General features: G+C 69.3%; 24 protein-coding genes. 18 read left to right on the top strand and 6 right to left on the bottom strand.

Annotated elements, in window-relative coordinates:
* Window positions 1-14 precede the first annotated feature (14 nt).
* Window positions 15-1,361 (bottom strand): crotonyl-CoA carboxylase/reductase, encoded by a 1,347-nt coding sequence (ccrA, locus tag NZH93_RS24585; protein WP_259625543.1) that lies wholly within the window; start codon window positions 1,359-1,361, stop codon window positions 15-17.
* A gap of 168 nt (window positions 1,362-1,529) precedes the next feature.
* Between ccrA and NZH93_RS24590 the strand changes: the two genes are divergently transcribed.
* A complete protein-coding gene (locus NZH93_RS24590) occupies window positions 1,530-1,898 on the top strand; it encodes an SPW repeat protein (RefSeq protein WP_259625544.1) in 369 nt (122 codons plus the stop codon).
* A 66-nt stretch (window positions 1,899-1,964) separates the two neighbouring features.
* A complete protein-coding gene (locus tag NZH93_RS24595) occupies window positions 1,965-2,519 on the top strand; it encodes a TetR/AcrR family transcriptional regulator (RefSeq protein WP_259625545.1) in 555 nt (184 codons plus the stop codon).
* A 101-nt stretch (window positions 2,520-2,620) separates the two neighbouring features.
* Here NZH93_RS24595 and mce read toward each other — a convergent pair whose 3' ends face one another.
* The gene (gene mce / locus NZH93_RS24600; protein ID WP_259625546.1) at window positions 2,621-3,070 is read right to left on the bottom strand and encodes a methylmalonyl-CoA epimerase; all 450 of its coding nucleotides are present in this window, start codon (window positions 3,068-3,070) and stop codon (window positions 2,621-2,623) included.
* Between the two features lie 130 nt (window positions 3,071-3,200).
* Between mce and NZH93_RS24605 the strand changes: the two genes are divergently transcribed.
* From NZH93_RS24605 to NZH93_RS24635, 6 genes are all read left to right on the top strand, one after another.
* Window positions 3,201-4,388 carry an acetyl-CoA C-acetyltransferase gene (locus NZH93_RS24605; protein ID WP_259625547.1) on the top strand — a complete coding sequence of 396 codons (1,188 nt, stop codon included), beginning with the start codon at window positions 3,201-3,203 and terminating at the stop codon, window positions 4,386-4,388.
* A gap of 3 nt (window positions 4,389-4,391) precedes the next feature.
* The gene (meaB, locus tag NZH93_RS24610) at window positions 4,392-5,357 is read left to right on the top strand and encodes a methylmalonyl Co-A mutase-associated GTPase MeaB (RefSeq protein WP_259625548.1); all 966 of its coding nucleotides are present in this window, start codon (window positions 4,392-4,394) and stop codon (window positions 5,355-5,357) included.
* Window positions 5,358-5,441: 84 nt separating this feature from the next.
* Window positions 5,442-5,867, top strand: a complete 426-nt coding sequence (locus tag NZH93_RS24615) for a pyridoxamine 5'-phosphate oxidase family protein (RefSeq protein WP_259625549.1) — start codon at window positions 5,442-5,444, stop codon at window positions 5,865-5,867.
* A 97-nt stretch (window positions 5,868-5,964) separates the two neighbouring features.
* Window positions 5,965-7,638, top strand: a complete 1,674-nt coding sequence (locus NZH93_RS24620; protein WP_308214236.1) for a GAF domain-containing sensor histidine kinase — start codon at window positions 5,965-5,967, stop codon at window positions 7,636-7,638.
* Window positions 7,639-7,648: 10 nt separating this feature from the next.
* Entirely contained in the window at window positions 7,649-8,305 is a 657-nt protein-coding gene (locus tag NZH93_RS24630; RefSeq protein ID WP_259625550.1) for a response regulator, read from the top strand.
* 78 nt (window positions 8,306-8,383) lie between these two features.
* Window positions 8,384-11,491, top strand: coding sequence for an amidohydrolase family protein (locus NZH93_RS24635; protein ID WP_259625551.1), 3,108 nt, complete (start codon window positions 8,384-8,386; stop codon window positions 11,489-11,491).
* A 42-nt stretch (window positions 11,492-11,533) separates the two neighbouring features.
* Here NZH93_RS24635 and NZH93_RS24640 read toward each other — a convergent pair whose 3' ends face one another.
* The gene (locus NZH93_RS24640; protein ID WP_259625552.1) at window positions 11,534-13,117 is read right to left on the bottom strand and encodes an alpha/beta hydrolase; all 1,584 of its coding nucleotides are present in this window, start codon (window positions 13,115-13,117) and stop codon (window positions 11,534-11,536) included.
* A 206-nt stretch (window positions 13,118-13,323) separates the two neighbouring features.
* On the opposite strand from NZH93_RS24640, the gene NZH93_RS24645 reads away from it, so the two are divergent.
* Entirely contained in the window at window positions 13,324-14,313 is a 990-nt protein-coding gene (locus tag NZH93_RS24645; RefSeq protein ID WP_259625553.1) for a hypothetical protein, read from the top strand.
* 271 nt (window positions 14,314-14,584) lie between these two features.
* Here NZH93_RS24645 and NZH93_RS24650 read toward each other — a convergent pair whose 3' ends face one another.
* Window positions 14,585-17,002 (bottom strand): GH92 family glycosyl hydrolase, encoded by a 2,418-nt coding sequence (locus NZH93_RS24650; protein WP_259625554.1) that lies wholly within the window; start codon window positions 17,000-17,002, stop codon window positions 14,585-14,587.
* Window positions 17,003-17,039: 37 nt separating this feature from the next.
* Between NZH93_RS24650 and NZH93_RS24655 the strand changes: the two genes are divergently transcribed.
* From NZH93_RS24655 to NZH93_RS24690, 8 genes are all read left to right on the top strand, one after another.
* Window positions 17,040-18,023: a LacI family DNA-binding transcriptional regulator gene (locus tag NZH93_RS24655; protein ID WP_259625555.1), complete on the top strand. Its 984-nt coding sequence runs from the start codon at window positions 17,040-17,042 to the stop codon at window positions 18,021-18,023.
* Window positions 18,020-19,027 carry a class I mannose-6-phosphate isomerase gene (locus NZH93_RS24660; protein ID WP_259625556.1) on the top strand — a complete coding sequence of 336 codons (1,008 nt, stop codon included), beginning with the start codon at window positions 18,020-18,022 and terminating at the stop codon, window positions 19,025-19,027. Before NZH93_RS24655 ends, NZH93_RS24660 begins: the two co-directional genes overlap by 4 nt.
* Window positions 19,028-19,038: 11 nt before the next feature.
* Window positions 19,039-19,800 (top strand): ATP-binding cassette domain-containing protein, encoded by a 762-nt coding sequence (locus tag NZH93_RS24665; RefSeq protein WP_259625557.1) that lies wholly within the window; start codon window positions 19,039-19,041, stop codon window positions 19,798-19,800.
* Window positions 19,800-20,804 (top strand): ABC transporter permease, encoded by a 1,005-nt coding sequence (locus NZH93_RS24670; RefSeq protein WP_259625558.1) that lies wholly within the window; start codon window positions 19,800-19,802, stop codon window positions 20,802-20,804. Before NZH93_RS24665 ends, NZH93_RS24670 begins: the two co-directional genes overlap by 1 nt.
* A 9-nt stretch (window positions 20,805-20,813) precedes the next feature.
* Complete coding sequence (locus NZH93_RS24675; protein ID WP_259625559.1) at window positions 20,814-21,797, top strand: ABC transporter substrate-binding protein; 984 nt, start codon at window positions 20,814-20,816, stop codon at window positions 21,795-21,797.
* 117 nt (window positions 21,798-21,914) lie between these two features.
* Window positions 21,915-22,817, top strand: a complete 903-nt coding sequence (locus NZH93_RS24680; RefSeq protein ID WP_259625560.1) for an ABC transporter ATP-binding protein — start codon at window positions 21,915-21,917, stop codon at window positions 22,815-22,817.
* Window positions 22,814-23,863 carry an ABC transporter permease gene (locus tag NZH93_RS24685; RefSeq protein ID WP_259625561.1) on the top strand — a complete coding sequence of 350 codons (1,050 nt, stop codon included), beginning with the start codon at window positions 22,814-22,816 and terminating at the stop codon, window positions 23,861-23,863. Before NZH93_RS24680 ends, NZH93_RS24685 begins: the two co-directional genes overlap by 4 nt.
* Window positions 23,864-23,909: 46 nt before the next feature.
* Window positions 23,910-24,227, top strand: coding sequence for a DUF3817 domain-containing protein (locus NZH93_RS24690; protein WP_259625562.1), 318 nt, complete (start codon window positions 23,910-23,912; stop codon window positions 24,225-24,227).
* Here NZH93_RS24690 and NZH93_RS24695 read toward each other — a convergent pair.
* The gene (locus NZH93_RS24695) at window positions 24,209-25,300 is read right to left on the bottom strand and encodes an aminoglycoside phosphotransferase family protein (protein ID WP_259625563.1); all 1,092 of its coding nucleotides are present in this window, start codon (window positions 25,298-25,300) and stop codon (window positions 24,209-24,211) included. The two genes, NZH93_RS24690 and NZH93_RS24695, sit on opposite strands and share 19 nt — an antisense overlap.
* A gap of 41 nt (window positions 25,301-25,341) precedes the next feature.
* On the bottom strand, window positions 25,342-25,845 hold the full coding sequence (locus NZH93_RS24700; protein WP_259625564.1) for a MarR family winged helix-turn-helix transcriptional regulator: 504 nt from the start codon (window positions 25,843-25,845) through the stop codon (window positions 25,342-25,344).
* Window positions 25,846-25,893: 48 nt separating this feature from the next.
* On the opposite strand from NZH93_RS24700, the gene NZH93_RS24705 reads away from it, so the two are divergent.
* Window positions 25,894-26,193 (top strand): MTH1187 family thiamine-binding protein, encoded by a 300-nt coding sequence (locus NZH93_RS24705; protein ID WP_259625565.1) that lies wholly within the window; start codon window positions 25,894-25,896, stop codon window positions 26,191-26,193.
* Window positions 26,194-26,246: the final 53 nt, after the last annotated feature.

Below are 26,246 nucleotides of genomic sequence, written 5' to 3' on the forward strand. Positions count from 1 at the left end.
CGCTGTGGACTTCCCTACACGCCGCGGAAGCGGTTGATGCCGCTCAGGTGTGCTGCCCGCAGGGCGTGGTCGCGGACGCCGAGTCCTTCGGACGGAGCCAGGCACAGCACGCCGACCTTGCCCTGGTGGGCGTTGCGGTGGACGTCGTGCGCGGCCTGCCCGGTGTCCGCCAACGAGTACACCTTGGACACCGTGGGGTGAATCTTCCCCTTGGCGACCAAACGGTTCGCCTCCCAGGCCTCGCGGTAGTTCGCGAAGTGCGAGCCGATGATCCGCTTGAGGTTCATCCACAGGTAGCGGTTGTCGTACTGGTGCATGAACCCGCTCGTGGACGCGCAGGTGACGATCGTGCCGCCGCGCTTGGCGACGAACACGCTGGCGCCGAACGTCTCGCGGCCGGGGTGCTCGAACACGATGTCCGGGTCGTCGCCGCCGGTCAGCTCGCGGATCCGCGCGCCGAACCGCTTCCACTCCTTGGGGTCCTGCTCGTTCTCGTCCTTCCAGAACCGGTAGCCCTCGGCGCTGCGGTCGATGATCAGCTCGGCGCCCATGGACCTGACCAGCTCCGCCTTCTCCGGGCTGGACACGACGCAGATCGGCGTCGCGCCGCCGTTGAGCGCGAACTGCGTGGCGTACGAGCCGAGTCCGCCGGACGCGCCCCAGATCAGCACGGTGTCGCCCTGCTTCATCGCGGCGCCGTTGGTGGACACGAGCTGCCGGTACGCGGTCGAGTTGACCAGGCCGGGCGACGCGGCTTCCTCCCACGTCAGGTGGTCGGGCATCGGCATGAGCTGGTTGGACTTCACCAGCGCCAGCTCGGCGAGCCCGCCGAAGTTCGTCTCGAAGCCCCAGATCCGCTGCTCCGGGTCGAGCATCGTGTCGTTGTGCCCGTCCGCGTGCTCCAGTTGCACGTCCAGGCAGTGCGCGACGACCCGGTCGCCGGGCTTCCACGCGTTCACGCCGGGACCGGTGCGCAGCACGACGCCCGCCAGGTCGGAGCCGACCACGTGGTAGGGCAGGTCGTGCTTCAGCGCGAGCGGCGAGGACTTCCCGTAGCGCTTGAGGAACCCGAACGTCGACATCGGCTCGAAGATCGACGTCCACACGGTGTTGTAGTTGATGGCGCTGGCCATCACCGCGACGAGCGCCTCGCCGGGACCGAGTTCCGGCGTCGGCACCTCGTCGAGGTGCAGCGACTTGCGGGGGTCCTTGTCCTTCGTGGCGAGGCCCTCGAACATGCCCGTCTCGTCCTCGTGCACCGTGATGCCCCGGTACGTCGTGGGCACGGGCAGGGACTCGATGGCGTCGAGTTCGTCGGCCAGGATCGCGTCGAGGATCTTCTGCACGGCGTGTCCTCCCATGTGAGGAGTATCGAGCTGGGGGGCGAAAAGCGCTGGGTGCCGGAGGTTACCGACGAGTAACCGATTCAGAACGACCGATGTGAGGCAGGGCACGGAAAGAATGTTGACCGGGCGGCCAATCAAGGCGGACCATCGGAAGTGTCCCTCTCAGGACACGGAGGTAAGGACATGGACAAGGCTTGGACCAGGTGGCAGGACTGGGCGGAAGTCGTCCTCGGCGTCGTGGTGCTGTTGGCCCCGCTCGTCGTCGACACCACCAACGGCGCGATGTGGGCGATGATCGTGCTGGGAGCCCTGATCGCCGCGGACGGACTGGCGTCGCTCGCGGCGCCCGCGATGGTGTACGGCGAGTGGTTCCAGATGGTGCTGGGCGTGTTGCTGTTCATCTCGCCGTTCGTGATCGGCTACACCGACCTCACCGGCGCCGCGTGGACGTCGTGGGTCGGCGGCGTGCTGACCGTCGCGGCGGGGGCCATCGCCCTCCCGGCGGCGAACAGCGCCCACGCGGGGCGCTCGGGGCTGGCGGGCCAGCACTGACAGCAGGAATCGTTGGGGCCCACAACCTCGGGGTTGTGGGCCCTCTGATGTGCGAGGAGGCCGATCGTGGCTGAGGACGGGTCGGCCAGGGAACGCATCCTCGTGGCCGCCGAGGAGCTGTTCGCCGAACTGGGGTTCGACGCGACGCCCACGTCGCGCATCGCCGAACGGGCGGGCGTGCCGAAAGGGCTCGTGCATTACTACTTCCGCCGCAAACCCGACCTGCTGGCCGCGCTCGTCCAACGGCTGCCCAGCGGCGCCGTCGACCTGGGCCAGGTCGTGGTCGACGGCGACGTCGCGTCGAGCCTGGCCGAACTGGTCGCCGTGCTGGACGCCAGGAGCGACGCGTCCCCGCTGCTCTCGCACCTGCTGTGGCGCGAGGCGGACACGCACCCGGACGTCCGCGACGCACTGCACGAACGCCACCGCGCCGTGGCGGACCAGGTCCGCGACGTCATCCTCGCCGCGGGCGGCCCGGCCGTGGCGGACAAGGACGTCGACAGCGCCGCCGCGCTGGTCGCGCTGGCCGTGAGCTACCGGCACTCGGTGGCGCGCCACAGCCCGGACGACGACCGCCTGATGGACCGGGAGCTGGCCTTCGTGGCAGGCGCGCTTGCTTAGGGAGGCGGATGCCACGGCCCGCGGGGCGAGTTGGCCGGGTGGTCCCGCTGTGGGGGTCGGCTCTGTCGCTCCGCGGGCGGGTAGGTCGGGAAACGCAGGGGTTAGTGGGCGTCCTTCGCGGGTTCCACCAGTTCGACGAGGACGCCTCCGGCGTCCTTGGGGTGCACGAAGTTGACCCGGCTGTCCGACGTGCCGCGCCTGGCCTCCTCGTACAGCAGTCGCAGGCCCTTGGCCCGCAGCGCGGCGGCCGCGGCGTCCACATCGGACACCCGGTACGCGAGCTGCTGGAGGCCGGGGCCGGAGCGGTTGATGAACTTCGCGATCGTCGACGTCTCGTTGAGCGGCGCGAGGAGTTGGACGGCCGGGCCGGTGCCGTCGTCGCCGGGGGCGCGCAGCATGGCTTCCCGGACGCCCTGCTCCTCGTTGACCTCGGTGTGCGCGACCTCGAGGCCGAAGTTGTCGCGGTGGAACGCGATGGCGGCGTCGAGGTCCGGCACGGCGATGCCGACGTGGTCGATGGCGGTGACGAGACCGCGGAGTGCTTCCTGCATCGGCTCAGCGTAGTGACGGAATCGGTGCAGGGGCGGTTGTGCGACGCCTCACAGGCACATCGCGGGCGTACCGCCTGGTAACCCTGGGTATCGTGCGAAGTTAACGTCCGCTCACCGCCTGGAGGCTGTTGTGTCCGGTTCCGTCATCGTCGCCGGTGCCCGTACCCCGATGGGCAGGCTGCTCGGGCAGCTCAAGGACTTCTCCGGCGCGCAGCTCGGCGGCGTCGCGATCAAGGCGGCGCTCGAACGGGCCGGTGTCGCCCCCGACCAGGTGCAGTACGTGATCATGGGCCAGGTGCTGACGGCCGGGGCTGGCCAGATCCCGGCCCGCCAGGCCGCCGTGGCCGGTGGCATCCCGATGTCCGTGCCCGCGCTGACGATCAACAAGGTGTGCCTGTCGGGCGTGGACGCCATCGCGCTCGCCGACCAGTTGATCCGCGCGGGCGAGTTCGACGTCGTCGTGGCAGGCGGCCAGGAGTCGATGACCCAGGCGCCCCACCTGCTCCAGAAGTCGCGCGGCGGCTTCAAGTACGGCGACGTGACGATGATCGACCACATGGCCAACGACGGCCTGTTCTGCGCGTTCGACCAGGTCGCCATGGGCGCGTCGACGGAGAAGTACAACAGCCGCTACGAGCTGACCCGCGAGCAGCAGGACGCGTTCGCCGCCCGCTCGCACCAGCGGGCCGCCGCGGCGATCGAGAACGGCCTGTTCGCGCAGGAGATCGCGCCGGTCAGCATCCCGCAGCGCAAGGGCGACCCGGTCGTCGTCAGCACGGACGAGGGCGTGCGGCCGGACACGACCGTGGACACGCTCGGCAAGCTGCGGCCCGCGTTCGCCGCGGACGGCACGATCACCGCGGGCTCGGCCTCGCCGATCTCCGACGGCGCGGCGGCCGTGGTCGTGATGAGCAAGGCCAAGGCCGAGGAGCTGGGCCTGGCCTGGATCGCCGAGATCGGCGCGCACGGCGTCGTGGCCGGTCCGGACGCGAGCCTGCACGAGCAGCCCGCGAACGCGATCAAGGCCGCCTGCGCCAAGGAGGGCATCGACCCCTCCGACCTCGACCTGATCGAGATCAACGAGGCCTTCGCCGCCGTCGGCATCGTGTCGGCCCGGCAGCTCGGCGTGTCGGAGGACAAGGTCAACGTGAACGGCGGCGCCATCGCGCTCGGCCACCCGATCGGCATGTCCGGCGCCCGCATCGCGCTGCACCTCGCGCTGGAGCTCCAGCGCCGCGGCGGCGGTGTCGGCGCGGCGGCGCTGTGCGGTGGCGGCGGTCAGGGCGACGCCCTCATCGTGCGGGTCCCTAAGGTCTGACGTGTGACGCGGACTGTTGAGGTATCCGACCTGGTCGACCGCGCGCGGGACGGTCAGCCCCGCGCGGTCGCCAGGCTGATCTCGCTGGTCGAGGACGCGAGTCCACACCTGCGCGAGGTCGCCGAGGTGCTGGCGCCGCTGACCGGCCGGGCCCGCGTGATCGGCCTGACCGGTCCGCCGGGCGTCGGCAAGTCGACGTCGACGTCCGTGCTGGTGTCGGCGTTCCGCGAGCAGGGCAAACGGGTCGGCGTGCTCGCGGTCGACCCGTCGTCGCCGTTCTCCGGCGGCGCGCTGCTCGGCGACCGGGTGCGGATGCAGGAGCACGCCACCGACCCCGGCGTCTTCATCCGCTCGATGGCCACCCGCGGTCACCTCGGCGGCCTGTCGTGGGCCACGCCGCAGGCGCTGCGCGTGCTGGACGCGGCCGGGTTCGACGTCGTGCTGGTCGAGACCGTCGGCGTCGGCCAGTCCGAGGTCGAGGTCGTGTCGCTCGCGGACAGCACGCTGGTGCTGCTCGCGCCCGGCATGGGCGACGGCATCCAGGCCGCGAAGGCGGGCATCCTGGAGGTCGCGGACGTGTTCGTGGTGAACAAGGCCGACCGCGACGGCGCCGACGCGACCGCGCGCGACCTCAAGTACATGATCTCGCTGGGCAGGCGCGACCGCGAAGGGCCGTCGTGGCGGCCCCCGATCGTGAAGACCGTCGCCGCCAGGGGAGAGGGCGTCACCGAGCTGGTGGAGGCCGTCGACGCGCACCACGCGTGGATGACCGAGCACGGTGAGCTGGAGCGCAGGCGGGCCCACCGGGCGGCGAGCGAGGTCGAGGCCATCGCCGTCGCCCAGCTCCGGTCCCGCATCGGCGACCTGCGCGGCGGGGCCGCGCTGGAGCAGCTCGCGAAGCGCGTCGCCATCGGAGAACTTGATCCCTACGGCGCCGCCGATCACCTGATCGAGGGGCTGCAAACGTAGGGCAGGCCTTCCGACTCTAGGCAACGGTCGGGTGAACGGCCGACCGTTGGGGGTTCGAGCCCAGCCCCGAGAGAGGTGCCGATAGTGGATTCCGCGGACGTGGATTCCGCAGGCTTGGAAGTGCTCTCCCGGCAGGACTGCCTCGGGCTCCTCGCCTCGGTGGCCATCGGCAGGCTGGTGTTCACCGACCGGGCGCTGCCCGCCGTGCAGCCCGTGGCGTACGTCCTGCACGACGAGGGCGTGGTCGTGCGGCTGGCCGAGGGCAGCCCGGCGCTGGCGGCCGGTGACGCCATCGTGGCGTTCGAGATCGACAACATCGCGCACGACCTCCGCGAGGGCTGGACCGTCACCGTCGTCGGCCACGCGCACGAGGTTCGTGACGCGCGGTGGCTGAGGAGGCTGGCCGATCTGCGGCTGCCGTCCCGAGGTGAGGGCACCACTGACCGTTACCTCGTCATCACGATCGAGATGGTGACCGGTACCCGAATACCGATGCCCCGCCTGGGCTGACTTCCAGGTTTCAGCGGGGTGGACACGGGTGTGGCACTCCCGCTGACTACGGAGAGGAGTTACTCTCGTTCCCGTCCCCACGAAAGGGATGGGTCACGTGGTCAGTTCGGGCGGATCGCACGCGCACGCACTGCGACTGGACGGCCTCCTGCGCAAGCTGACCGAACGCACCACGGAGGCGTTGGTCTCGCAGGAACGGCTGCACCTGCTGCTCAGCGCGGTCGTCTCCTTGGCGAGCGATCTGTCCCTCCCGGACGTGCTGCGGCGCGTGGTCGAGTCCTCGTGCAGCCTGGTCGGCGCGCGGTACGGAGCGCTCACCGTCGTCAGCCCCAATCGCCGCCTGCTGGAGTTCACCTACGTCGGCTCCGACGGCGACGAGGGCGCGGACCGCGACGCGCTGCCGCGGGTGCGGCCCCAACTCGACTCGACCTGCTCCGACGCGGGCCCAGTCGGCACCTACCTCTACCTCCCGGTGCACGTGCGCGGGCAGGTCTTCGGCAACCTGTACCTGACCGACAAGGAGGACGGCGGCGAGTTCACCGAGGTGGACACCGAGATCGTCACGACGGTCGCCGCGGCGGCGGGCATCGCCATCGAGAACGCCCGCCTCTACGAGCAGACCCGGCAGCGCGAGGTGTGGCACCGCGCGTCGAACGAGGTCACGCTCGCGCTGCTCAGCGGCATCTCCGGGCGGGACGCGCTCAGCCAGGTGGCCGCGCAGGCCCGTGGCGCGGCGGACGGGATCGTGGCCGCGCTCGTCCTGCCGGACAACCGGGGCGAACTGGTGCTGGAGGTCGTCGACGGGATCCTCGGCCGCCACGCGAAGGGCTTCACCGTGCCCGACACGGCGTCCTCGTGGGAGGTCTTCACCAACGGCAAGCCGAAGGTGATGGACAACCTGGTGCAGGTCGGGCTGTGGCCGGAGGGCGTCAACCCCGGCCTGGTCGAGGACTTCGGCCGGATCGGCCCGATCGTGCTGGTGCCGATGGCCGCGGGTGAGCGGGTGCTCGGCGTCCTGATGGTGGCCCGGCCGCGCGGGCACCACCCGTTCGACGCCGCCGACGTGGAGCTGGTGGAGTCGTTCGCCTCGCAGGCGGCGCTGGTGCTGGAGTTCACCCGCGCGCAGGAGGACAGCAGGCGGCTGGCGATCCTGGAGGACCGCGACCGCATCGCGCGCGACCTGCACGACCTGGTGATCCAGCGGCTGTTCGGGCTGGGACTGGGGTTGCAGGGCCTCAACGGCTCGGTGGACCAGCCGGTGGTCGCGGCCAGGCTGGCCGGGTTCATCGAGGAGGTCGACCACACCATCCGCGAGATCCGGCGGACCATCTTCTCCCTGCACGAGCCGCCCAGCGGCGGTGTCAGCCTGCGCGGGCAGCTACTGCGGGAGGTGCGGGAATCGGCGCGGCTGCTGGGGTTCGAGCCGACGGTGGCGCTGGACGGGCCGCTCGACTCGGTCGTGCCGGACCCGGTTCGGCCGGACCTGCTGGCGAGCCTGCGGGAGGCGCTGGCCAACGCCGCCAGGCACGCGGGCGCGACGACCGTCTCGGTCTCGGTCACGGTGGACCGTGCGGCCACGTCGGTGGAGCTGGTCGTGCGCGACAACGGGAAGGGCCTGCCCGAGCGCCAGGTCCGGCACAGCGGTGGACTGGTCAACATGTCCGCGCGAGCCGACCGGTGGTCCGGGCGGTGCGCGGTCGACTCCGAATCGGGGCGGGGCGTGTCCGTGGTCTGGTCGGTTCCCCTGGTCCAGCACTACGACTTCGGCTGAGGAGGCGGGGATGGCGATCACCGTGCTGCTGGTGGACGATCACGAGATCGTGCGCCGCGGTCTGCAACAACTGCTGGCGGTCGAGGCGGACGTGACCGTGGTGGGCGAGGCGGACACGGCCGCGGCGGCGGTGGCCGCGGCCCCGGTGCTGAAGCCGGACGTGGTGATCATCGACGTGCGGCTGCCGGACGGCAACGGCGTGACGGTGTGCCGGGAGATCCGGTCGTCCACGCAGCCGCCGCCCGCGTGCCTGATGCTCACCTCGTACTCCGACGACGAGGCGCTGTTCGGCGCGATCATGGCGGGCGCGGCCGGGTACATGCTCAAGCAGGTGTCCGGCAACGACCTCGTCGCCGCCGTCCGCACGCTGGCCGCGGGCGGGTCGCTGCTGCACGCGGGCGTGACGGCGACCGTGCTGCAACGGCTGCGCAGCGGGCCGGAGGAGGACCCGAGGTACGCGACGCTGAGCCCGCAGGAGCGGCGGATCCTGGACCTGATCGCCGAGGGCCTGACGAACCGGCAGATCGCGCACCGGCTGTACCTGGCGGAGAAGACGGTGAAGAACTACGTGTCGTCGTTGCTGCACAAGCTGGGGTTCGACCGCCGCACGGAGGCGGGCGTGTACGCGGCGCGGCGCAGGGACAACGGCTCGCACTCGCCACTGTAGGAGGAAAACAGTCCGAGTGACACGTCAACCTGGGTACGGTGGCGGAGGATCATCGTCGCTCATCCTCGGGGGACTGGCATGGACTCTGATCAGACGAAGCTGAGCCGCCGCGGCCTGTTCCGCGGCGCGGCCGTGCTCGGCGGGGCCGCGATCGTGGGCACACCGACCGCCGCGTCGGCGGACGAGGAACTGTCGGAGGCGGGCGGGCAGCGGTTCACGGCCCGAGAGGGCACCGGCATCTCGGCCACGCTGTCGCCGGACGGCAAGCTGATCGCGATCGACCTGTACACCGCGATCTGGGTGCTGCCCGCCGGTGGCGGCCGGGCGCGCAGGCTCACCGGTGACGACCAGGACGCCACCCGGCCGCACTTCTCGCCGGACTCGAAGTCGCTCGTGTTCCAGTCCTACCGGGACGGCAACTACCACCTGTGGACCATCGGCGTCGACGGCGGCACCCCCCGGCAGTTGACCACCGGCCTCAACGACCACCGCGAGCCCCGGTTCTCCCCGGACGGCAGGCGGATCGCGTTCAGCGGTGACGCGGGCGGCAGCTACGACCTGTGGGTGCTCGACCTGCGCACCGGGCAGCAGACCAGGGTGACCAGCACCGACCTCGACGAGGCCGAGCCGAACTGGTCGCCGGACGGCACCGCGCTCGTGTGCACGGTCGACGGGACCGCGATCGACGCCGTCGACCTCTCGGGCGGCAGGCGGCGGCTGGTCGAGCCGGTCGCGGACACCCGCCTGTTCGGGCCGGGCCACGCGCCGGGCGGCGGGCTGAGCTACACCACGCTGCGCGGGGCCGTGACGGAGATCGTCGTCGACGGTCGGGTCGTGACGAAGGGCGAGGACCTGTTCGGCTTCCCGGTCGCGTGGGCCGGCGCGGGCACGATCCTCTACACCGCCGACGGCGGCCTGCGCACCCGCGACCTCGCGGGCGGCACCAAGTCCTCGGTGCCGTTCGACGCGACCGTCGACCACCGGCGGCACGTGAACCGGCGTGCGAAGCGGAACGTGTCGGCGCGCGCCTCGCAGCCGGTGAAGGGGATCGCGGGCCCGGTGCTCTCGCCGGACGGGAAGTCGGTCGCGTTCCGCGCGCTCAACGCCCTGTGGCTGCTGCCCGTCGGTGGACGGCCGCGCGCGCTCGTCGACGACGGGTTCTTCAACTCCGACCCCGACTGGCACCCCGACGGCGGGTCGCTGGTCTACGCGAGCGACCGGAGCGGCACGGCGGCGCTGTGGCGGCACGACCTCGCGACCGGCGAGCAGGCGCGCCTGACGACCCTTCCCGGCGCGCAGATCACGCCCCGCTGGTCGCCGGACGGCTCGCGGATCGCCTACCAGGACGCCGACGGCGCCACCTGGGTGTTCGACGTCGCGTCCGGCACGGCGTCCCGGCTGCTCCCGGCCCTGTTCCAGCCCGGCCGCCCCACCTGGTCGCCGGACGGGAAGACCATCGCGCTGGCGGCGGTGAAGCCGTTCAGCAGGCGGTTCCGCGAGGGCACCAGCCAGGTCCTCACGGTCGGGCTGGACGACGGCGTCGTCCGCTACACCGAGCCGATGCCGTACCGGTCGCTGTCCACCAGGGGTGACGACGGCCCGGTGTGGTCGCCGGACGGCAGGTGGCTCGCGTTCGTCGTGGAGAGCGTCGTGTGGGTCGTGCCCGTCGACGCGCGCGGGGTGTTCACCGGCGAGCCGAGGCAGCTCACCCACGAGGCGAGCGACGCGCCGTCGTGGAGCGGCGACTCGAAGACGCTGCTGTACCTGAACAACGGCCGGTTGAAGCTGATCGGCGTCGACGGCGGCCGGGCCAGGACCGTCGAACTGCCGCTGACGTGGACCCGGTCCCGGCCGAGCGGCCGTTCCGTCGTGCGCGCCGGAGCGCTCTGGGACGGCAAGAGCCAGTCGCTGCGGCGCAACGTCGACGTGCTGCTCGACGGCGACCGGATCGCGGGCCTGCACGACCGGCGGAACTGGTCCGGGCTGTCCGTCGTGGACGCCTCCGGGCTCACGGTGATGCCCGGCCTGATCGACGCGCACAACCACTGGCACCTGCGCGGACGGCAGTGGGGCGACCGCCAGGGCAGGCTGTGGCTGTCCTACGGCATCACGACCACGCGCTCACCGGGTGATCCGGCGTACCAGATGCTGGAGACCAGGGAGGCGCTCGACTCGGGCGCCCGCGTCGGTCCCCGGTACTTCGCCACCGGCGAGGCCGTGGACGGCGGCCGGGTCTACTACAACTTCATGCGCCCCACCCGCGGCGAGGACCAGTTGGCGCTGGAGCTGTCACGGGCCGTCGAACTCGACTACGACATGATCAAGACCTACGTCCGGCTGCCGGTGGCGTCGCAGCGGAAGGTCGTGGAACTGGCCCACCGCAAGGGGATGCCGCTCAGCTCGCACTACCTGTACCCGGCGGTCAACGTCGGCATGGACGGCATGGAGCACGTCGGCGCCACGAACCGGCTCGGCTACTCGCACACCACCAGCAGGCTGGGCCGCAGCTACCAGGACGTGACCGGCCTGTTCGCCGCGTCGGGCATGTCGGTCACGCCGACCCTGTTCCACTCCGCGATCCTCTACGCCGACGACCACTCGCTGCTGGACGACCCGCGCACCGAGGCGCTGCTGCCGCCGTGGGAGTACGCGCGGTTCGTGCAGAAGGTCGCGGACGCCGCGAAGGACACCCCGGCCAACCAGTTGTCCCACGCCGCCCTGCCCGGCTGGGTGGCGATGCTGCTGGCCGTCCACCGCGGTGGTGGCCTCGTCATCTCCGGTACCGACGCCCCGCTGGACGACGTGGCGCTGAGCCTGCACCAGAACCTGCGGGCGATGGTCCGCCACGGGTTCACGCCGTACGAGGCGCTCACGACCGCGACCCGCAACCCGGCTCGTTGGCTCGGTCTCGCCGACCAGTTGGGGACCGTTGAGCAGGGGAGGCTCGCGGACCTCATCGCCGTGCGCGGGAACCCGCTCGTGGACATCAAGGCCGCGGCGGCGGTCGAGGTCGTCGTGGCGGGTGGTGTGGTGCACCGGGTGGCTGATCTGGCTGGGCCGTTCACGGCGTCGGTCGCTCCGGCGGTGCAGGGTGTGGGGCGTGTTGGTGCCGACTACCCGAGTGCTGATCCGGATTTGTTCTGGTGGCACGGGGAGCCGGAGTGGGCTGTGCACCACTGCCACTAGGGGGAGGTGGGGACCCCGGTGGTCGGGGTCCCCACCTTCCGTTTACTCCAGCAGGCCCGCGTACTTCTGCAACGGGTTGCCGACCGCGTGCGCGGACTGCGTCGACAGGCCGGAGGCGGGTTCCGGCAGTGGTATCCCGGCGCAGGAGAGGTCACGGCCGGGGACTACGTCGTCGACGATGAACGACTCGACGACGTCGTCCACGCAGGTGTTGCCGAACGCGTAGATGCCGTGGTCGCCCTCGTCGGTGACGGTCAGCAGCCGTGAGCCCGCGAACTTCGCGTGGGCCCGCTGCGCGCCCTCCAGCGGGGTGGCCGGGTCGCGGACGGACTGCACCATCAGGATGGGTGGCACTCCGCGCCCGGTGGGCGTCTTGAGCTGCAACGGCGGCCGGTCCCAGAACGCGCACGGCGCGGCGATGACGTACCAGCCGATCAGCGGGTACAGCGCGCCCTGCCGGGCGGATTCCCGGACGAGGTAGTCGCGGCCACCGCGGAACGGCGTGTCGTTGCAGATGACCGCGTGCAGGGTGCCGTTGGACGCGTCGGCGAACCGGCCGAGCGAGGCGACCGATTCCTGCCCGTTCACCACGATCTGCCTGAGCTGCGAGAACTGCTCGGCGGCGGGCTGGAAGTTGTACTTGGAGTACTGCGCCCGGAACAGGAACAGGTCGAACAGGATCGGCGTGAGCAGTGAGCCGTCCGGTAGCGGCAGCGGGTTGGCGGACAGCTTGGCGCGGACGTCCTCGTAGTTGCGCCGGACGGCTTCTGCGGTCGTGCCGAGGTGGTAGAGCGAGTCGTACTTCGCCACCCACGGCAGGAAGTCGGTGCGGAAGCGGCGTTCGAAGGCGTAGCCGAAGGCGCCGAAGATCGTCTGGAACGTCGAGGTGAACTCGGTGTTCGAGTCGATCACGAACTTGCCCACGCGGTTGGGGAAGTAGGTGGCGTAGTAGGCGCCCATCCAGCTCCCGCCGGAGTAGCCGATCCAGTTGATCTTGTCTCGGCCCAGCAGGTGGCGCAGGAGGTCGAGGTCTCGAACGGTCTGCTCGGTGTTGACGACCTCGCCGAACTCGCCGGAACTGGTCTGGCAGGCCCGTGCCTGCTGCTCGGCGGCGTTGAACAGGAGTTTCAGGTTGTCCCGGCTGCGGTCGCGGGGGTCGGTGATGCCGACCCAGTCGTAACCGCCGCAGGTCACGTTGGTGCTGTCACCCGTGCCTCGGACGTCGATCCCGATGATTTCCTGGTCGGCCAGGAGTTTTGGTTGGCTCAGGAAGAGGAGTGGGAAGGTTCGGCCTGGACCGCCTGGTCCGCCGGGGTTGGTCAGGACGCTTCCCCTGGCTGTGCCGGTTGCCGGTCGTAACCGGCTCACGGCGATGGTGATGTCCTTGCCCTGCGTCGTCCGCCGCCAGTCCTGCGGCGCCAGGTAGGTGCCGCACTCCAGCCGTTCCCCGCCGGGAGGCAGTCCCTCCGGCGGGTTCTGCGCGTCGAAGCAGGGTTTCCAGTTGATGTGCTGCGCCAGGTACCTGTCCGGAACCGGTGCTTCCCGCGCTTCCCGCGCCTGTGCGGGCAGGCTTCCGCCGACCAGCGCCCCGATCAGCGCGATCACCAGCAGTGGTGCTCTTCGCATTGATCCCCCTCAGAATGTGCGAGCCCCTAGCTCATCGCTGAGGTGAGGTCCGCCACAACCACCGAAAGTAGAAGGCCGGCTACCCCCGAAGGACTACGCCATTTCCGTCGAGGGGATCGGGTGGGGTTCCCGCTGAGACGACCTGGGCAGGTTGGTCCTGGGTAAGTACTGTTCTTGGGGTGGGGATCTTTCGAAGGAAGCGCCCGGTGGCGGTCGCCCGCGAAGTGATCAGGGATCACACCTACGACGACCCGATCGTCGACATCGCGGCTGAGGAGATGGACGCGGGGCACCTGCGTGCGGCCACGACGGTGTTGGCCGAGTGCCGGGATCAGCCTGAGCTGCGTGCGCTGCGGTTGGAGGTGCTGCGCGATCACGCGGTGGGGCATGCCGATGAGTTGCTGGAGTTGGCGAAGTCCGCGAACGATCCGGATCTGTGGTTGTTGGCCGGGGCTTCGTTCATCGGTGAGGCCTGGGCGGTTCGGGGGACCGGGCGGGCTGATGACATCGGTGAGGATCGGTTCAAGATGTTCTTCGCGACGCTGAGGAAGGCTGTGGCGCCGTTGCACGAGGCGGCTGCGTTGTTGCCTTCCGACGCGGTTCCGTGGGCTCAGCTCCAGACCACCGGGATGGGGTTGCAGGTGGATCGGGGGCAGAAGGACGAGGTGTGGCGGGAGATCGTGAAGCGGGCTCCCTCGTTGTACCCCGCACATTGGGTGCGGGCTCAGATCCTGGCGCCGAAGTGGGGTGGGTCCACGGAGGAGATGATGGCTTTTGCCAAGGGGAGCGTGGATGCTGCCGCTCCTGGGGATCCTGTGGTGGCGATGCTTCCGTTGGCGCATTTTGAGGTTTTTTTGGAGAGGTTTGCGGAGGCTGTTCAGTCTCGTAGTGCTTTGAAGGTCGCTTCGTTGAAGATTCGGTATTTTGGGAAGGTGCACGAGGAGATTGCCGAGGCCGCTGATAAGTGGGATGTGGCTGTGCCTCGGGCGCATCCTCGGGCTTTGCAGGCTCATAATTTGTTCGCGGCGGCTTTTGCTTTGGCGGATGATGGGCCTCGGGCTAAGCGGCATTTGATCGGGATGCGGGATCATGTGCATGATGTGCCGTGGACGTATGTGGCGTATTTGAAGGATGATGTGGAGAAGGAGTATACGGAGTTGGCTAATAAGTATTTGGGGGAGTCGGCTAAGGGGTGAGGGGTGAGGGGGGCATGTGGGGGTGGCTGCCGGTTCCGGCGTGGTCACCGGGTGGATAGCTGCGGTTCCGGCGTGGTCGGCGGGTGGGTGGTCGCGTTCCAGCGTGGTGTGGCCGATTTGACTTGGGGCCCCTAGATTCGACCCTTCGCCGGGCACTAAAGGGCAGAGGGTGAAGCTGCCGCCCGGCGCAAGTTTAAGGGTCGAATCCCCCAAGTAAAATCGGCCACGGTTTTAGGGCTGCTGTTGGCTGCGGTGGGTTGTGGGTTGGTTTTTAGTGCACTAGTGGTGGTGGGGTGCTGTTGTTGGTGGTGGCCCAGGTGGCTTGTTGTGGTTCGGTTGTCAGGGTGAATTGTAGTGTGGTGTTGTTGCGTAGTATTTCTAGTGTTGTGTAGGCCTGGTTTGTGGGTGTTTTGTTTATTGTGAGGGATTGTACGTATTGGATTGTTGTTGGTGTGGCGTTCTTGGCTTCGATTGTTAGGTCGCCTGTGTTGAGGTGTAGTACTGCTCGTTCGTATCTGGGGGCGTGTAGGAGGAATTGGCCTGTTCCTGGGGTTGTGGGGTAGATCCCTAGTGCGCTTAGGACGTACCAGGCTGACATCTGGCCTAGGTCGTCGTTGCCGGTTACGCCTGCTGGGCTGTCGGTGAAGAGTGTGTGGGCTGCTGTGATCACGGCTGATGTTTTCCAGGGTTGGCCCATCAGTACGTACATCCACGGTGCGTGTAGGTCTGGTTCGTTGTTCGGGTTGTACCTGAACTGGTTGTAGTACTCGTAGGCGCCTACTACCCACTTGTTCCTCGCTGTGCCTTCCGGGTCTGTGATTAGGTCCTGGTAGGCGAAGAAGTCGTCCAGTCTTGCTGTCGCTGCTGTGGGGCCGCCCAGGAGGGTTGTCAGGCCTGGTGCGTCCTGTTGCACCAGCCATTGGTACTGCCACGCTGTGCCCTCGTGGAAGCCGGCGTCGCTCTGCGGGGTGGAGGTGGGTAGCCAGGTGCCTTCGGCGGTTTTTGGCCTGGGGAAGCCTTGGAAGCCTCGGTCGGTGATGTCTTTGTCCCAGAGCTTCTTGTAGTTCAGTCCGCGTTCTCGTAGTACCGCGGCGTCCGCTGTGTGGCCCAGTGCTTCTGCCATTGCTGAGAGGGCGGCGTCGGCCAGGGCGTATTCGAGTGTTGCTGAGGCGCCGTGGTGGGGGTCTACGTCTTGGCCCTTGCGGGGGAAGTTCTTGTCTTGCTGTACGAAGCCGTGTTTCAGGTAGTTCGGGTTGCCTGCTCGTCCGTTGAACGGGGAGGTTGGTGTGGGGATGCTGGTGGCGTTCTGCCACATGGCGTTGTAGGCCTGGTTCTCCAGGCCTTCCAAGGCGCCGAAGCGCCACAGGTCTACCAGGAATGGGGTGACCGGGTCGCCGGTCATGGTGTTGGTTTCCTGGTTGGCGTAGGCCCAGCGGGGTAGCCAGCCGCCCTGTTCGTGTACTGCCAGTAGGGAACGGGCTATGTCTCGTGCGCGGTCGGGGCGTAGTAGGGCCAGTAGTTGGTTGTGGCCGCGGTAGGTGTCCCAGAGGGAGAAGTATTCGTAGTAGGTCCAGTTTGTTGCGGTGTGTATCTGGCCGTCGAAGCCGCGGTAACGGCCGTCGATGTCGGTGGCCGTCAGTGGTTGCAGCAGGACGTGGTAGAGGGCTGTGTAGAACACCGTTCTGTCCACAGTGGATGCGCCCTGGATGTCGATCGACGAGAGTTCGTGGTCCCAGGCTTCTTCCGCCAACTCGCGGAGCGCGTCGAACGGTTTGTCCTTCGCCTCGGCCAGGTTCTTGGTTGCGCCGTTCAGGTCTACCTGGGACAGCGAGGTGGCGGCGGTGACCGGGCCCGGTGTGAAGGTGGCCCAGGCGCCGCGTAGGCCGGAGGCGCCTGAGGGGCCGCCCCAGGTGCCGGAGCTCTTGAACGGTCGGTCGAACGTGGTTGCGAAGTGGGTGACGTAGGGCTTGCCGCCGCAGAACGCTTGGGCGGTGATGGTGCCGGTGATGGTGTGGTCGTCCACCACCCTGACCGCGCTGGCGAAGACGGGTTCCTTGTCGTTCGCCTGGCCCACGTTGACCATCACCGTGCCGGCTACGCCGTCGGGGAAGGTGAACCGTTCCACGCCGCAGCGCAGTGTCGCTGTGCACTCCGCGGTGATGCCGCCCGCGAGGGTGACGCGGTAGTAGCCGGGTTTGCCGACCTCGCCGTCGTGGGTGTAGCGGGCTCCGTAGACCTTGTGGTCGAACGAGCGGGGGACGTCGACCACGGGCAGGATCGAGACGAGGCCGCCCTGTTCCCAGCAACCCGCGCCGGAGAGGAAGAAGTGGCCGAAGCCCCTGATGACCGGGTCGTCGTAGCGCCAGCCCGCGTAGTGCGAGCCGATCGGGCTCGACTGGGCCTTGCCGAACGGCATCGACGCGCCGGGGAAGGTGTTGCCGTCGTCCTTCGTCCCGATGAACGTGTTCACGGCCGCGCGGGGTGACGTCATCAGGTCATTATGGTCCTGCGGCGGTGTGCGGATGCTCCTCGGTTTGACACCGTTGTCCACCGCCGCCCGCACCAGTCGGTCTGCGACGGATGGCCCCTTGACCAGCTTTATCGGTACCGAAACGTTGACAGGACCCGTCTGATCGGTGTGAAATGCCGCCACTATGACAACGTTGTCCGCGAATGGTGCGCCCGCCATGGCGAGCGCTGCTGGGCGCAAGGTGCGTCGCGCGACGATGAACGACGTCGCACGGCTGGCAGGCGTCAGCATCAAGACCGTGTCCCGTGTCGTCAACGACGAGCCGGGTGTGCACCCGGCGACCGCCGAGCGCGTGCTGGCGGCCATCGACCAGCTCGGTTTCCGCCGCAACCTCAGTGCGCGCAACCTGCGCCGCGGGTCGTCGACGGGCACGATCGGGCTGGTACTCGAAGACGTCGCGAACCCCTTCTACTCCGGTGTCACCCGCGCGGTGGAGGAGATCTCCCGCCTGCGCGGTCGTCAGGTGATCACCGGCTCGTCCGACGAGGACCCCGCTCGTGAACGGGAGTTGGCGCTGGAGTTCTGCTCCCGCCGGGTCGACGGGCTGCTGATCGTCCCCGCCGGGCTCCAGCACGGGTACCTGGTGCCCGAGATGAGAGCGGGCACACCCGTGGTCTTCCTGGACCGGCCCGCCGGTGACGTCGTCGCCGACACGGTGCTGGTCGACAACATCGGCGGCACGATCGAGGCCGTCTCGCACCTGGCCGCGCACGGCCACCGCCGGATCGCGTTCCTCGGTGACGCGCCGGACATCTTCACCGCCAACGAGCGGCTGCGCGGGTACCGCGAGGGCTGCGTGCGCTCGGGTGTCGGCTACCAGGAGGACCTGGTGGTCATGGGGCCGCACGACGAGCGCAGCATCGCCGCGGCGCTGCGCCGCCTCGGTGGCTTCCGCGAGCCGCCGACGGCGCTGGTGACCGGCAACAACCGGATCACCGTGTACGTGCTGCGCGCGCTCGCGGGCACCGTCGACCGGCCCGCGCTGGTCGGCTTCGACGACTTCGAACTGGCCGACCTGCTCTCCCCACCGGTGACCGTGATCGCGCACGACGCGAGCGCGCTCGGCAAAGCCGCCGGTGACCTCCTCTTCGCCCGTCTCGACGGCGACAACTCGCCACCGCGCCGCGTCGTGCTGCCGGTGCGCTTGGTAGCACGTGGATCAGGGGAGGTTCGTGCGTGAGTTCCGGTGACAGGCCCGTCGTACTACCGGCCAACCAGCCCAAGCAGTTCTACCGGGGTGGTGCGTCGATAGCGGCGTTGAGGGGCGACGAGTCGGCCGACTTCGGCCCGGAGGACTGGGTCGCGTCGACCACGACGCTCTACGGCCGCGACGACGCGGGGCTCTCCACGCTGCCGGACGGCACGCTGCTGCGCGACGCCGTGGCCGCCGACCCGACCGCGTGGCTGGGGGAGCGGCACGTCGCCGAGTTCGGCGCCGACACCGCGCTCCTGGTGAAGCTGCTGGACGCGGGGCAGCGGCTCCCGGTGCACTGCCACCCGTCGAACGAGTTCGCCTCGACGCACCTGAACTGCCGCCACGGCAAGACGGAGTCGTGGATCGTCGTGGGCACCAGCGGCGACGAGCCGACCGTCTACATCGGATTCCGCGAGGACGTCTCGCCGGAGCTGCTCGAGGGCTGGGTGGCGGCCCAGGACAACGATGACATGCTCGCTGCGCTCAACCCGGTGCGGGTGGCGGCGGGCGACACCGTCTTCGTCCCCGCGGGTCTGCCGCACGCCATCGGTGAGGGTGTCTTCATCGTGGAGCTCCAGCAGCCGACGGACTTCTCCGTCACGTTGGAGTGGAAGGGTTTCCTGGCCAACGCCGACATCGGCCACCTGGGGCTCGGCTACGACGCCGCGCTGGGCTGCGTCGACCACAACGGCTGGGCCAAGACCCTCGACACGCTGATCCGGCGCACGGCGGGTGACACCGCCGAGGTGGTGCCGCTGTTCTCGGAGCAGGCCGACCCGTTCTTCCAGGCCGACCGGCTCCAGGTGTCCGGCTCGCTGACCCTCGAGGCGTCGTTCGCGGTGCTCGTGGTGCTGGAGGGCGAAGGGAAGCTCGGAGACGTGCCGCTGCGCAAGGGCAGCACGGTCGTCGTTCCGCACGGCGCTGGTGAGGAGGTGCTCAACGGTGAGCTCGTCGCGATCCGATGCAGGCCGCCGAGGTTGGCGGGCTGAGCGGGGGGTCCATGGCTGACCCGCTGCTCGAGGCCAAGGACCTCGCCAAGCACTACGGCAGCGTGGAAGCGCTGAGGGGGGCCTCGTTCACGGCGTTCGAGGGTGAGGTCGTCTCGCTCATCGGTGACAACGGCGCGGGCAAATCGACGCTGGTCAAATGCCTGTCTGGCGTGCAGCGGCCCGATTCGGGCACGCTCGTGTTCGGTGGCCGCGAGGTCGTGCTGGACTCGCCCGTCGCCGCGAGGGCGCTGGGGATCGAGACGGTCTTCCAGGACCTGGCGGTGGCACCGGACCTCGACCCGGCGGCCAACCTCTACCTCGGCCGGGAACTCCGCAAGCCCGGCGTGCTGGGGATGTTGGGGGTGCTGGACAAGAAGGAGATGCGCAGGCGCGCCATCGCCTCCTTCGAGGACCTGGGCGTCACGCTCCAGAGCATCGACGTGCCCATCGGTTCGCTGTCCGGCGGCCAGCGGCAGAGCGTCGCCGTGGCCAGGTCGGTGGTGTGGGCCAGCAGGCTGGTCTTCATGGACGAGCCGACGGCGGCGCTCGGCGTGGTGCAGCGGGAACGCGTCCTGGACGTCATCCGCCGGGTCCGCGACCAGGGCATGGCCGTCGTGCTGATCAGCCACAACATGCCCGAGGTGCTGGCCGTCTCCGACCGCGTCGAGGTGCTGAGGCTGGGCAGGCGGGTCGCGAAGTTCCGCGCGGCCGACACGACGGTCGAGGAACTGGTCGGCGCCATGACCGGTGCGCTGTCCCAGGAGGACGCCTGATGACGACTCCACAGCGGAAGCCGCTGCTCCAACGCCTGGCGGGTACCAACACCCTCTGGATCGCGCTGGTGCTGCTGCTCCTGATCGCCGTCTTCGGAGCGTTGCGGCCGGACGCCGTCCTCACCGTCTTCACCCTCCAGACCACGCTCGTGGAAACGGCCGTGCTGCTGGTGCTGGCCGTTGGCATGACGTTCGTGATCATCACCTCGGGCATCGACCTGTCGGTCGGGTCGGTGCTGGTCTTCTCCGGCGTCACGTCGGCCATGACGATGAACGCCCTGAGCGGTGGTGACGCCACGAACGCCGGCTGGGGCGTGGTGGCCGTCGGCCTGCTGGTGGCGCTCGTCAGCGGGGCGGCCTGGGGGCTCCTCAACGGCGTCCTCATCGCCAAGGCCAAGATCCCGGCGCTGATCGTCACGCTCGGCTCGTTCGGCGCGGCGCTCGGCGCGGGCCAGTTGATCTCCAACGGCTCCAACGTCAGCGGCGTCCCGAACGTCCTGAGCAACAACCTGGGCACGGGCACCACGTTCGGCGTCCCCAACCTCGTCATCCTGGCCGCCGTCATCACCGCCGCGGGCGCGCTCCTGCTGGGCACGACCAGGTTCGGCAGGCACACGTACGCGATCGGCTCGAACGAGGAGGCCGCGCGCCGGGTCGGCATCTCCGTGACCCGCCACCTGATGACTGTCTACCTGCTTGCGGGGGTGCTGGCGGGCCTGGCGGGCTTCATGGCGACGGCCTACTTCCGGGTCGCCTCCATCACCGGCCACGACACCGACAACCTCAACGCCATCGCGGGCGTGGTCCTCGGCGGCACCTCACTGTTCGGCGGCGCGGGCTCCATCGTGGGCACGATCTTCGGCGTCTTCATCCCCGCGGTCCTCCGAAAGGGTTTCGTGATCGTCGGCGTCAACGTTTACTGGCAGCCCATCGCGGTGGCGATCGTGCTAGTCGCCGCGGTGTGGTTCGACCAGTCCCGTCGCAAGGCACGTGATCAACGCTAGGAGCGGAACATGTCAACGAGGACGGTTCGCACTTTGGGCTTAGTCGCCGCAGCCGCGCTGCTGGCGGCTTGCGGGAGCGGCGGGCAGATCGGCGACTCGGGAGGGTCGGCCCCGACCGCGGTGAAGAAGATGGTCCTCATCCCCGGTGTCGCGGCGGAGCCCTTCTACATCTCGATGGAGTGCGGCTTCCGCGAGGCGGCGAAGGCGGCGGGCTACGAGGTGGACGTCCAGGCGCCCGCCAAGTTCGACGCCCCGCTGCAAATCCCGATCGTCACCGGCGTGCTGGCCAACAAACCGGGTGCGGTGCTGATCGCGCCCACGGACGACAAGGCCCTCGCGGGCCCCATGAAGCAGTTGAAGGACGCGGGCGTCAAGGTCGTCGAGGTCGACACCAAGCTCCAGGACACCTCGATCGCCGAGTCCAGCATCTCCTCCAACAACGCGCAGGGCGGCAAGAAGGCGGCCGAGACGCTGGCGAGGCTGGTGGGTGACAAGCAGGGTTCGGTGCTGGTGCTCAACACCAAGGCGGGCACGTCCACGACGGACGCCAGGGCGAAGGGCTTCGAGGACGCCATCAAGGCCTTCCCCAACCTCAAGTACCTTGGCCAGCAGTACACCGACAACGAACCGGACCAGGCGGCGTCGAAGGTCACCGCGACCCTCTCCTCCGACCCGGACCTGATCGGCGTCTTCGCCACCAACCTCAACACCGGTGAGGGCGCGGCCACCGGCCTGCGCAACGCGGGCAAGACCGGCGCGGTGAACCTGGTGGGCTTCGACGCCAGCCCGAAGCAGGTGCAGGACCTGCAAGCGGGCGTGGTGCAGGCGCTCATCGCCCAGGACCCCGCCACCATCGGCAAGACCGGTGTCGAGCAGGCGGTGGCGGCCATCGAGGGCAAAGAGGTGAAGCGGAACATCGAGACGGACCTGGTGGCCATCACCAAGACCGACGCGGCTGGCAGCGAGAGGTACTTCTACAAGCAGGCCTGCTGACCGATCCCGGTCGAACGGCTCTCCGGCCGTTCGACCGGGACGTCCAAAGTCTTGGAACGTCAACGACTTTCGTCGTTCGCCGCGCTTTCACGCCCCCCGATCACCTACGGTCCACCCATGACAGACGCCGTGGTCGTGACCGACATCCGCAAGTCGTACGGTGACCTCAACGCCGTGGACGGCGTGTCCTTCACGGTCGCCGAGGGCGAGTTCTTCGGCATCCTCGGACCGAACGGGGCGGGCAAGACCACGACGCTGGAGATCGTGGAAGGCCTGCGCGAGCCCGATTCCGGCACCGTGGAGCTGCTCGGGGTGAACCCGTGGCCGCGCAACCCGGAACTGCTGCCGCGCGTCGGCGTGCAGCTCCAGGCGTCCAGCTTCTTCGAGCGGCTGACCGCGCGGGAGCAGCTCGAGACCTTCGGCTCCCTCTACGGCGTCGGCACGGCGAAGGCCGGGGAGATGCTGGAGCTGGTGGGCCTGACGGACAAGGCCGACGTGCAGGAGAACAAGCTGTCCGGCGGCCAGCGCCAGCGCCTCTCGATCGCCTGCGCGCTGGTCCACGACCCGGACGTCGTGTTCCTCGACGAGCCGACGGCCGCGCTGGACCCGCAGGCCCGGCGCAACCTGTGGGACGTCCTGCGCGCGATCCAGGCCCGCGGCAAGACCATCGTCTACACCACGCACTACCTGGACGAGGCCGAGATCCTCTGCGACCGGGTGGCCATCATGGACCGCGGCAAGGTGCTGGCGCTGGACTCGCCCGCGGCCCTGGTGCGCGGACTGGACGCGCCGACGCGCATCCTGCTGCAACCCGGCGCGCTGCCGCTGGACACCGCGCGCGAACTGGAGGGCGTGGACACCGCGGCCGAGGACGAGGTCAGCCTGACGATCTCGACCCGCAAGCCCGCGCGGGTCCTCTCGACCCTCGCCGAGCGCGGCACCCTGGACGGGCTCCAGGTCCGCACCGCCACGCTCGAGGACGTCTTCCTCGACCACACCGGACGGGAGTACCGCGCATGAGCACCACCGCGTTCAAGAGCCTCTCGACGGCCATGTTCAAGGGTTTCGTCCGCGACAAGATGTCGCTGTTCTTCATGTTCTTCTTCCCGCTCATGTTCCTGGTGGTCTTCGGGCTCCTGCTGGGGGACTCGGGCGAGGACAAGATCAAGATCGCGGTGACCGGCGACGGCCCGGTCGTCGCGGCGCTCGACCAGACCGGCGCCGTGGAGATCCAGCGGTTCGACGACGAGCGGGCGGCGCTCGCCAAGGTCGAGGACGGCGACCTCCCGGCGGCGATCATCCTGCGCGGCAACGCCATCCAGTTGCGGTTCGCCGCCAGCGACCAGGTGGCGGCGGGAACGGTGAACGGCCTGGTGTCGGGCGTGGTCGACAAGCTCAACCTGAGCGCGACCGGTCAGCCCGCGGCGTTCAGCCTCCAGCAGCAGCCGGTCGAGGACGCGTCCCTCAAACCGATCCAGTACCTCACCCCCGGCATCCTGTCCTGGGGCATCTCCATCTCGGCCGTCTTCGGCGCCGCGCTGACCATGGTGTCCTGGCGCAAGAAGCAGGTCCTGCGCCGCATCCGGCTCGCCCCGGTCAGCGCCTTCACGGTCCTCACCTCGCGGCTGACCGTCAGCGTGGGCATCGCGATCGTCCAGGCCATCACGTTCGTGCTGGTGGCGTTGACCCCGCCGTTCGGCCTCAAGCTGTCCGGAAGCTGGTACCTCGCGCTGCCCCTGCTGGTCCTCGGCACCCTGGCGTTCTTCGCCATCGGCATGCTCGTGGGCGCGTTCTGCAAGACGGAGGAGGCGGCCAGCGGCGCGGCGAACATCCTGGTGATGCCGATGTCGTTCCTGTCCGGCTCGTTCTTCCCCATCGAGAACGCGCCCGGCTGGCTCCAGGCGGTCTCGCAGGCGTTGCCGCTGCGGCACATGAACGACGGCATGCTCGACGTCCTGGTGCGGGGCAAGGGGATCGAGGCGCTGCTGCTGCCCTGCTCGGTGCTGATCGCCTTCACGGCGGTGGTCGGCTTCGCCGCGGCCAAGATCTTCCGCTGGGAGGATTAACACCCCAAAACGCCCGTGAGCCCGCTCACGCAGCACAATGGAGGTCATGCTCTCCACCTCGGCAGGCCGCTTCCGCCTCTTCGCGCAGGCAGAGGCGGTGTCCTGGGCCGGTCTGCTGATCGGCATGCTCTTCAAGTACGTGCTGTCGGACAACGACCTCGGGGTGAAGATCTTCGGCCCGATCCACGGGTTCATCTTCATCGTCTACATCTTCACGGCCCTGTTCGCGGGCGTGGCCCAGAAGTGGGAGCGCCGCACGACGGTCTTCGCGCTGCTGGCGAGCATCCCGCCGTTCGGCACGATCGTCTTCGAGCGCTGGGCCCTGCGGACCGGCAGGCTGAACGTTCAGGTCAACGCGGCCTGAGCCTTCCGGATCTCGTACTCGGGGTCCCCGAAGTGGTAGACCTGCTCGCTCTCCTCGATGTTCGCCAGGAACTCGCGGTAGCGGATCGCGTTGAACACGTGCACGAGCGGGACGGCCAGGTCGAGCGCGGTGGCCGGGTCGCTGTCCGGCACGTGCTCCAGCCACGCCGCCGTCCACACCTCGGCGAGCAGCGGACGCTGCTCCGGGGCGAGGTACGTCCACAGCCGGGCGGCGTCCAGCGCCGGGTGGCCCAGGTGCGAGTCGGCCCAGTCGATCACCTGGGTGGTGACGCCGTCGGACTGCCAGTTGCCGGGGTGGAAGTCGCCGTGCAGGAGCGTCGGCGGCAACCCGGTGGCGAGCAGCGCGTCCGCCCGTTCGCGGGAACCCTCCACCTCGGATGACCACATCGGCACCTCGGGCAGGTCGGGGTGCTCCTCGTGGGCGAGCGCGGCCTGGACGGCCACGAGCCGCGGCACCACCGACCGGATCTGCTCCGGCGTCGGCTCCCAGCAGGGCTCGCCGGGCGCGTCGGCCATCAGCACCCGCAGCGGTGCGGTCGCGATCACCTCGGGAACCAGCGTCGGGTCCAGCGCGGACACCAGCCGCAGCGCGATGAGCTCGGCCGCGAAGAACGGCGGCAGCTCCTTCACCCACACCCGTCCGGCGGCGGTGTCGATCCGGAAGACGCACGACAGGTTCCACGTCTTCTTCTGCCGAACCTCACCGGTCCGGGTGACGTGCTCCTCCGCCCACGCCAGCAGCGCGGCGGTGCCGCCCGGTTTGGCCCACGGCAGCCGCAGCGGCGTGTCCGGGAACGTGTGCACGGGCTCGGTGACCAGCGCGGCCAGGTCCGGCGTCCCGTGCGCTTCGACCTGGTAGGTCGCCGTGCCCCCGTGCGTGCCCTCGCCGACGCCCTCCACGAGCCGCAGCACGCTCGTCGGCACGCCGAGCACCCGGTCGAGGTGCGCGGTGACGTCCTCGACCTGCGACCACCACCGGCTCTCCACGGTGAACGGCCCGAGCGACCCCACGTACTCGCCGTCGACCGTGACCAGGGCTATGACCTCGCGCATCCGCACAGGGTGGCTGATCGACCCCGGCCCGCGCGACCGGTTTAGTCCTCGAAGTCCCCGACCGCGCGCCGCACCTTGGCCAGCAGGTCCGTGAGCTGCTCGGTCTGCCGTTCCGTCAGCCCGCGCAGGCCGAAGTCCACCCCGGTCACGGCTTCGGTGGCGGTCTCGCGCCGGGCCCGGCCGTCGGCGGTGATCTCGACCAGCGTCGTCCGCCGGTCGGTCGGGTGCGGGTTGCGCCGCACCAACCCGTCGGCCTCCAGCCGGTCCACGATGTTCGTGACGCTGGTGGGGTGGAGCTGGAGCCGCTCGCCCATGACCCGCATCGGCAGGCTGCCCGCCTTTGAGAAGGTCAGCAGCACCAGCGCCTCGTAGCGGGCGAACGTCAGCCCGTGCGGCTTGAGCGCCGCGTCGACGGCCGACTGGATGATTTGCTGTACCCGCATGACGCTCGTGACCGCCGCCATCGCCGTCGACGGTCCGATGCGCTTCTCCCACAGCTCGGCCGCGCGTGCGATCGGGTCGAACGGCAGTGGCTGGGGCGTCATGCAGGCGAAGCTACCAGTGGGTACAAGTCGATGGTCCAGGAGGCACGCGTGCTCATCGCGTTCAGCGTCAGCCCGCTCGGCGGGGAGTCCGACAGCGTCGCGGAGGCGGTCGCGGAAGCCGTCCGCGTCGTCCGCGAGTCGGGTCTGCCCAACGAGACCAACGCCATGTTCACCCTCGTCGAAGGGGAGTGGGACGAGGTGATGGCCGTGGTCAAGAAGGCGACCGAGGCCGTGCAGGCCGCCGCGCCGCGGGTCAGCCTGGTCCTCAAGGCCGACATCCGGCCCGGCTTCACCGGTCAGATGGCCGCCAAGGTCGAGCGCGTGGAGGCCCACCTGCGCGAGCTGTGACAGGTGACACGATGGCGTCAGATAGTCGGACATCCTACTATTTAGGGATCGAC

It is taken from the genome of Umezawaea endophytica, assembly GCF_025061645.1.
Classification (GTDB): domain Bacteria; phylum Actinomycetota; class Actinomycetes; order Mycobacteriales; family Pseudonocardiaceae; genus Umezawaea; species Umezawaea endophytica.

Excerpts from the sequence above, each read along its gene's own strand:
- ccrA (WP_259625543.1), bottom strand. The coding sequence starts at position 1,361 with ATGGGAGGACACGCCGTGCAGAAGATCCTCGACGCGATCCTGGCCGAC.
- NZH93_RS24590 (WP_259625544.1), top strand. The coding sequence starts at position 1,530 with ATGGACAAGGCTTGGACCAGGTGGCAGGACTGGGCGGAAGTCGTCCTC.
- mce (WP_259625546.1), bottom strand. The coding sequence starts at position 3,070 with ATGCAGGAAGCACTCCGCGGTCTCGTCACCGCCATCGACCACGTCGGC.
- NZH93_RS24630 (WP_259625550.1), top strand. The coding sequence starts at position 7,649 with ATGGCGATCACCGTGCTGCTGGTGGACGATCACGAGATCGTGCGCCGC.
- NZH93_RS24635 (WP_259625551.1), top strand. The coding sequence starts at position 8,384 with ATGGACTCTGATCAGACGAAGCTGAGCCGCCGCGGCCTGTTCCGCGGC.
- NZH93_RS24640 (WP_259625552.1), bottom strand. The coding sequence starts at position 13,117 with ATGCGAAGAGCACCACTGCTGGTGATCGCGCTGATCGGGGCGCTGGTC.
- NZH93_RS24650 (WP_259625554.1), bottom strand. The coding sequence starts at position 17,002 with ATGGCGGGCGCACCATTCGCGGACAACGTTGTCATAGTGGCGGCATTT.
- NZH93_RS24655 (WP_259625555.1), top strand. The coding sequence starts at position 17,040 with ATGAACGACGTCGCACGGCTGGCAGGCGTCAGCATCAAGACCGTGTCC.
- NZH93_RS24665 (WP_259625557.1), top strand. The coding sequence starts at position 19,039 with ATGGCTGACCCGCTGCTCGAGGCCAAGGACCTCGCCAAGCACTACGGC.
- NZH93_RS24670 (WP_259625558.1), top strand. The coding sequence starts at position 19,800 with ATGACGACTCCACAGCGGAAGCCGCTGCTCCAACGCCTGGCGGGTACC.
- NZH93_RS24675 (WP_259625559.1), top strand. The coding sequence starts at position 20,814 with ATGTCAACGAGGACGGTTCGCACTTTGGGCTTAGTCGCCGCAGCCGCG.
- NZH93_RS24680 (WP_259625560.1), top strand. The coding sequence starts at position 21,915 with ATGACAGACGCCGTGGTCGTGACCGACATCCGCAAGTCGTACGGTGAC.
- NZH93_RS24685 (WP_259625561.1), top strand. The coding sequence starts at position 22,814 with ATGAGCACCACCGCGTTCAAGAGCCTCTCGACGGCCATGTTCAAGGGT.
- NZH93_RS24690 (WP_259625562.1), top strand. The coding sequence starts at position 23,910 with ATGCTCTCCACCTCGGCAGGCCGCTTCCGCCTCTTCGCGCAGGCAGAG.
- NZH93_RS24695 (WP_259625563.1), bottom strand. The coding sequence starts at position 25,300 with ATGCGCGAGGTCATAGCCCTGGTCACGGTCGACGGCGAGTACGTGGGG.
- NZH93_RS24700 (WP_259625564.1), bottom strand. The coding sequence starts at position 25,845 with ATGACGCCCCAGCCACTGCCGTTCGACCCGATCGCACGCGCGGCCGAG.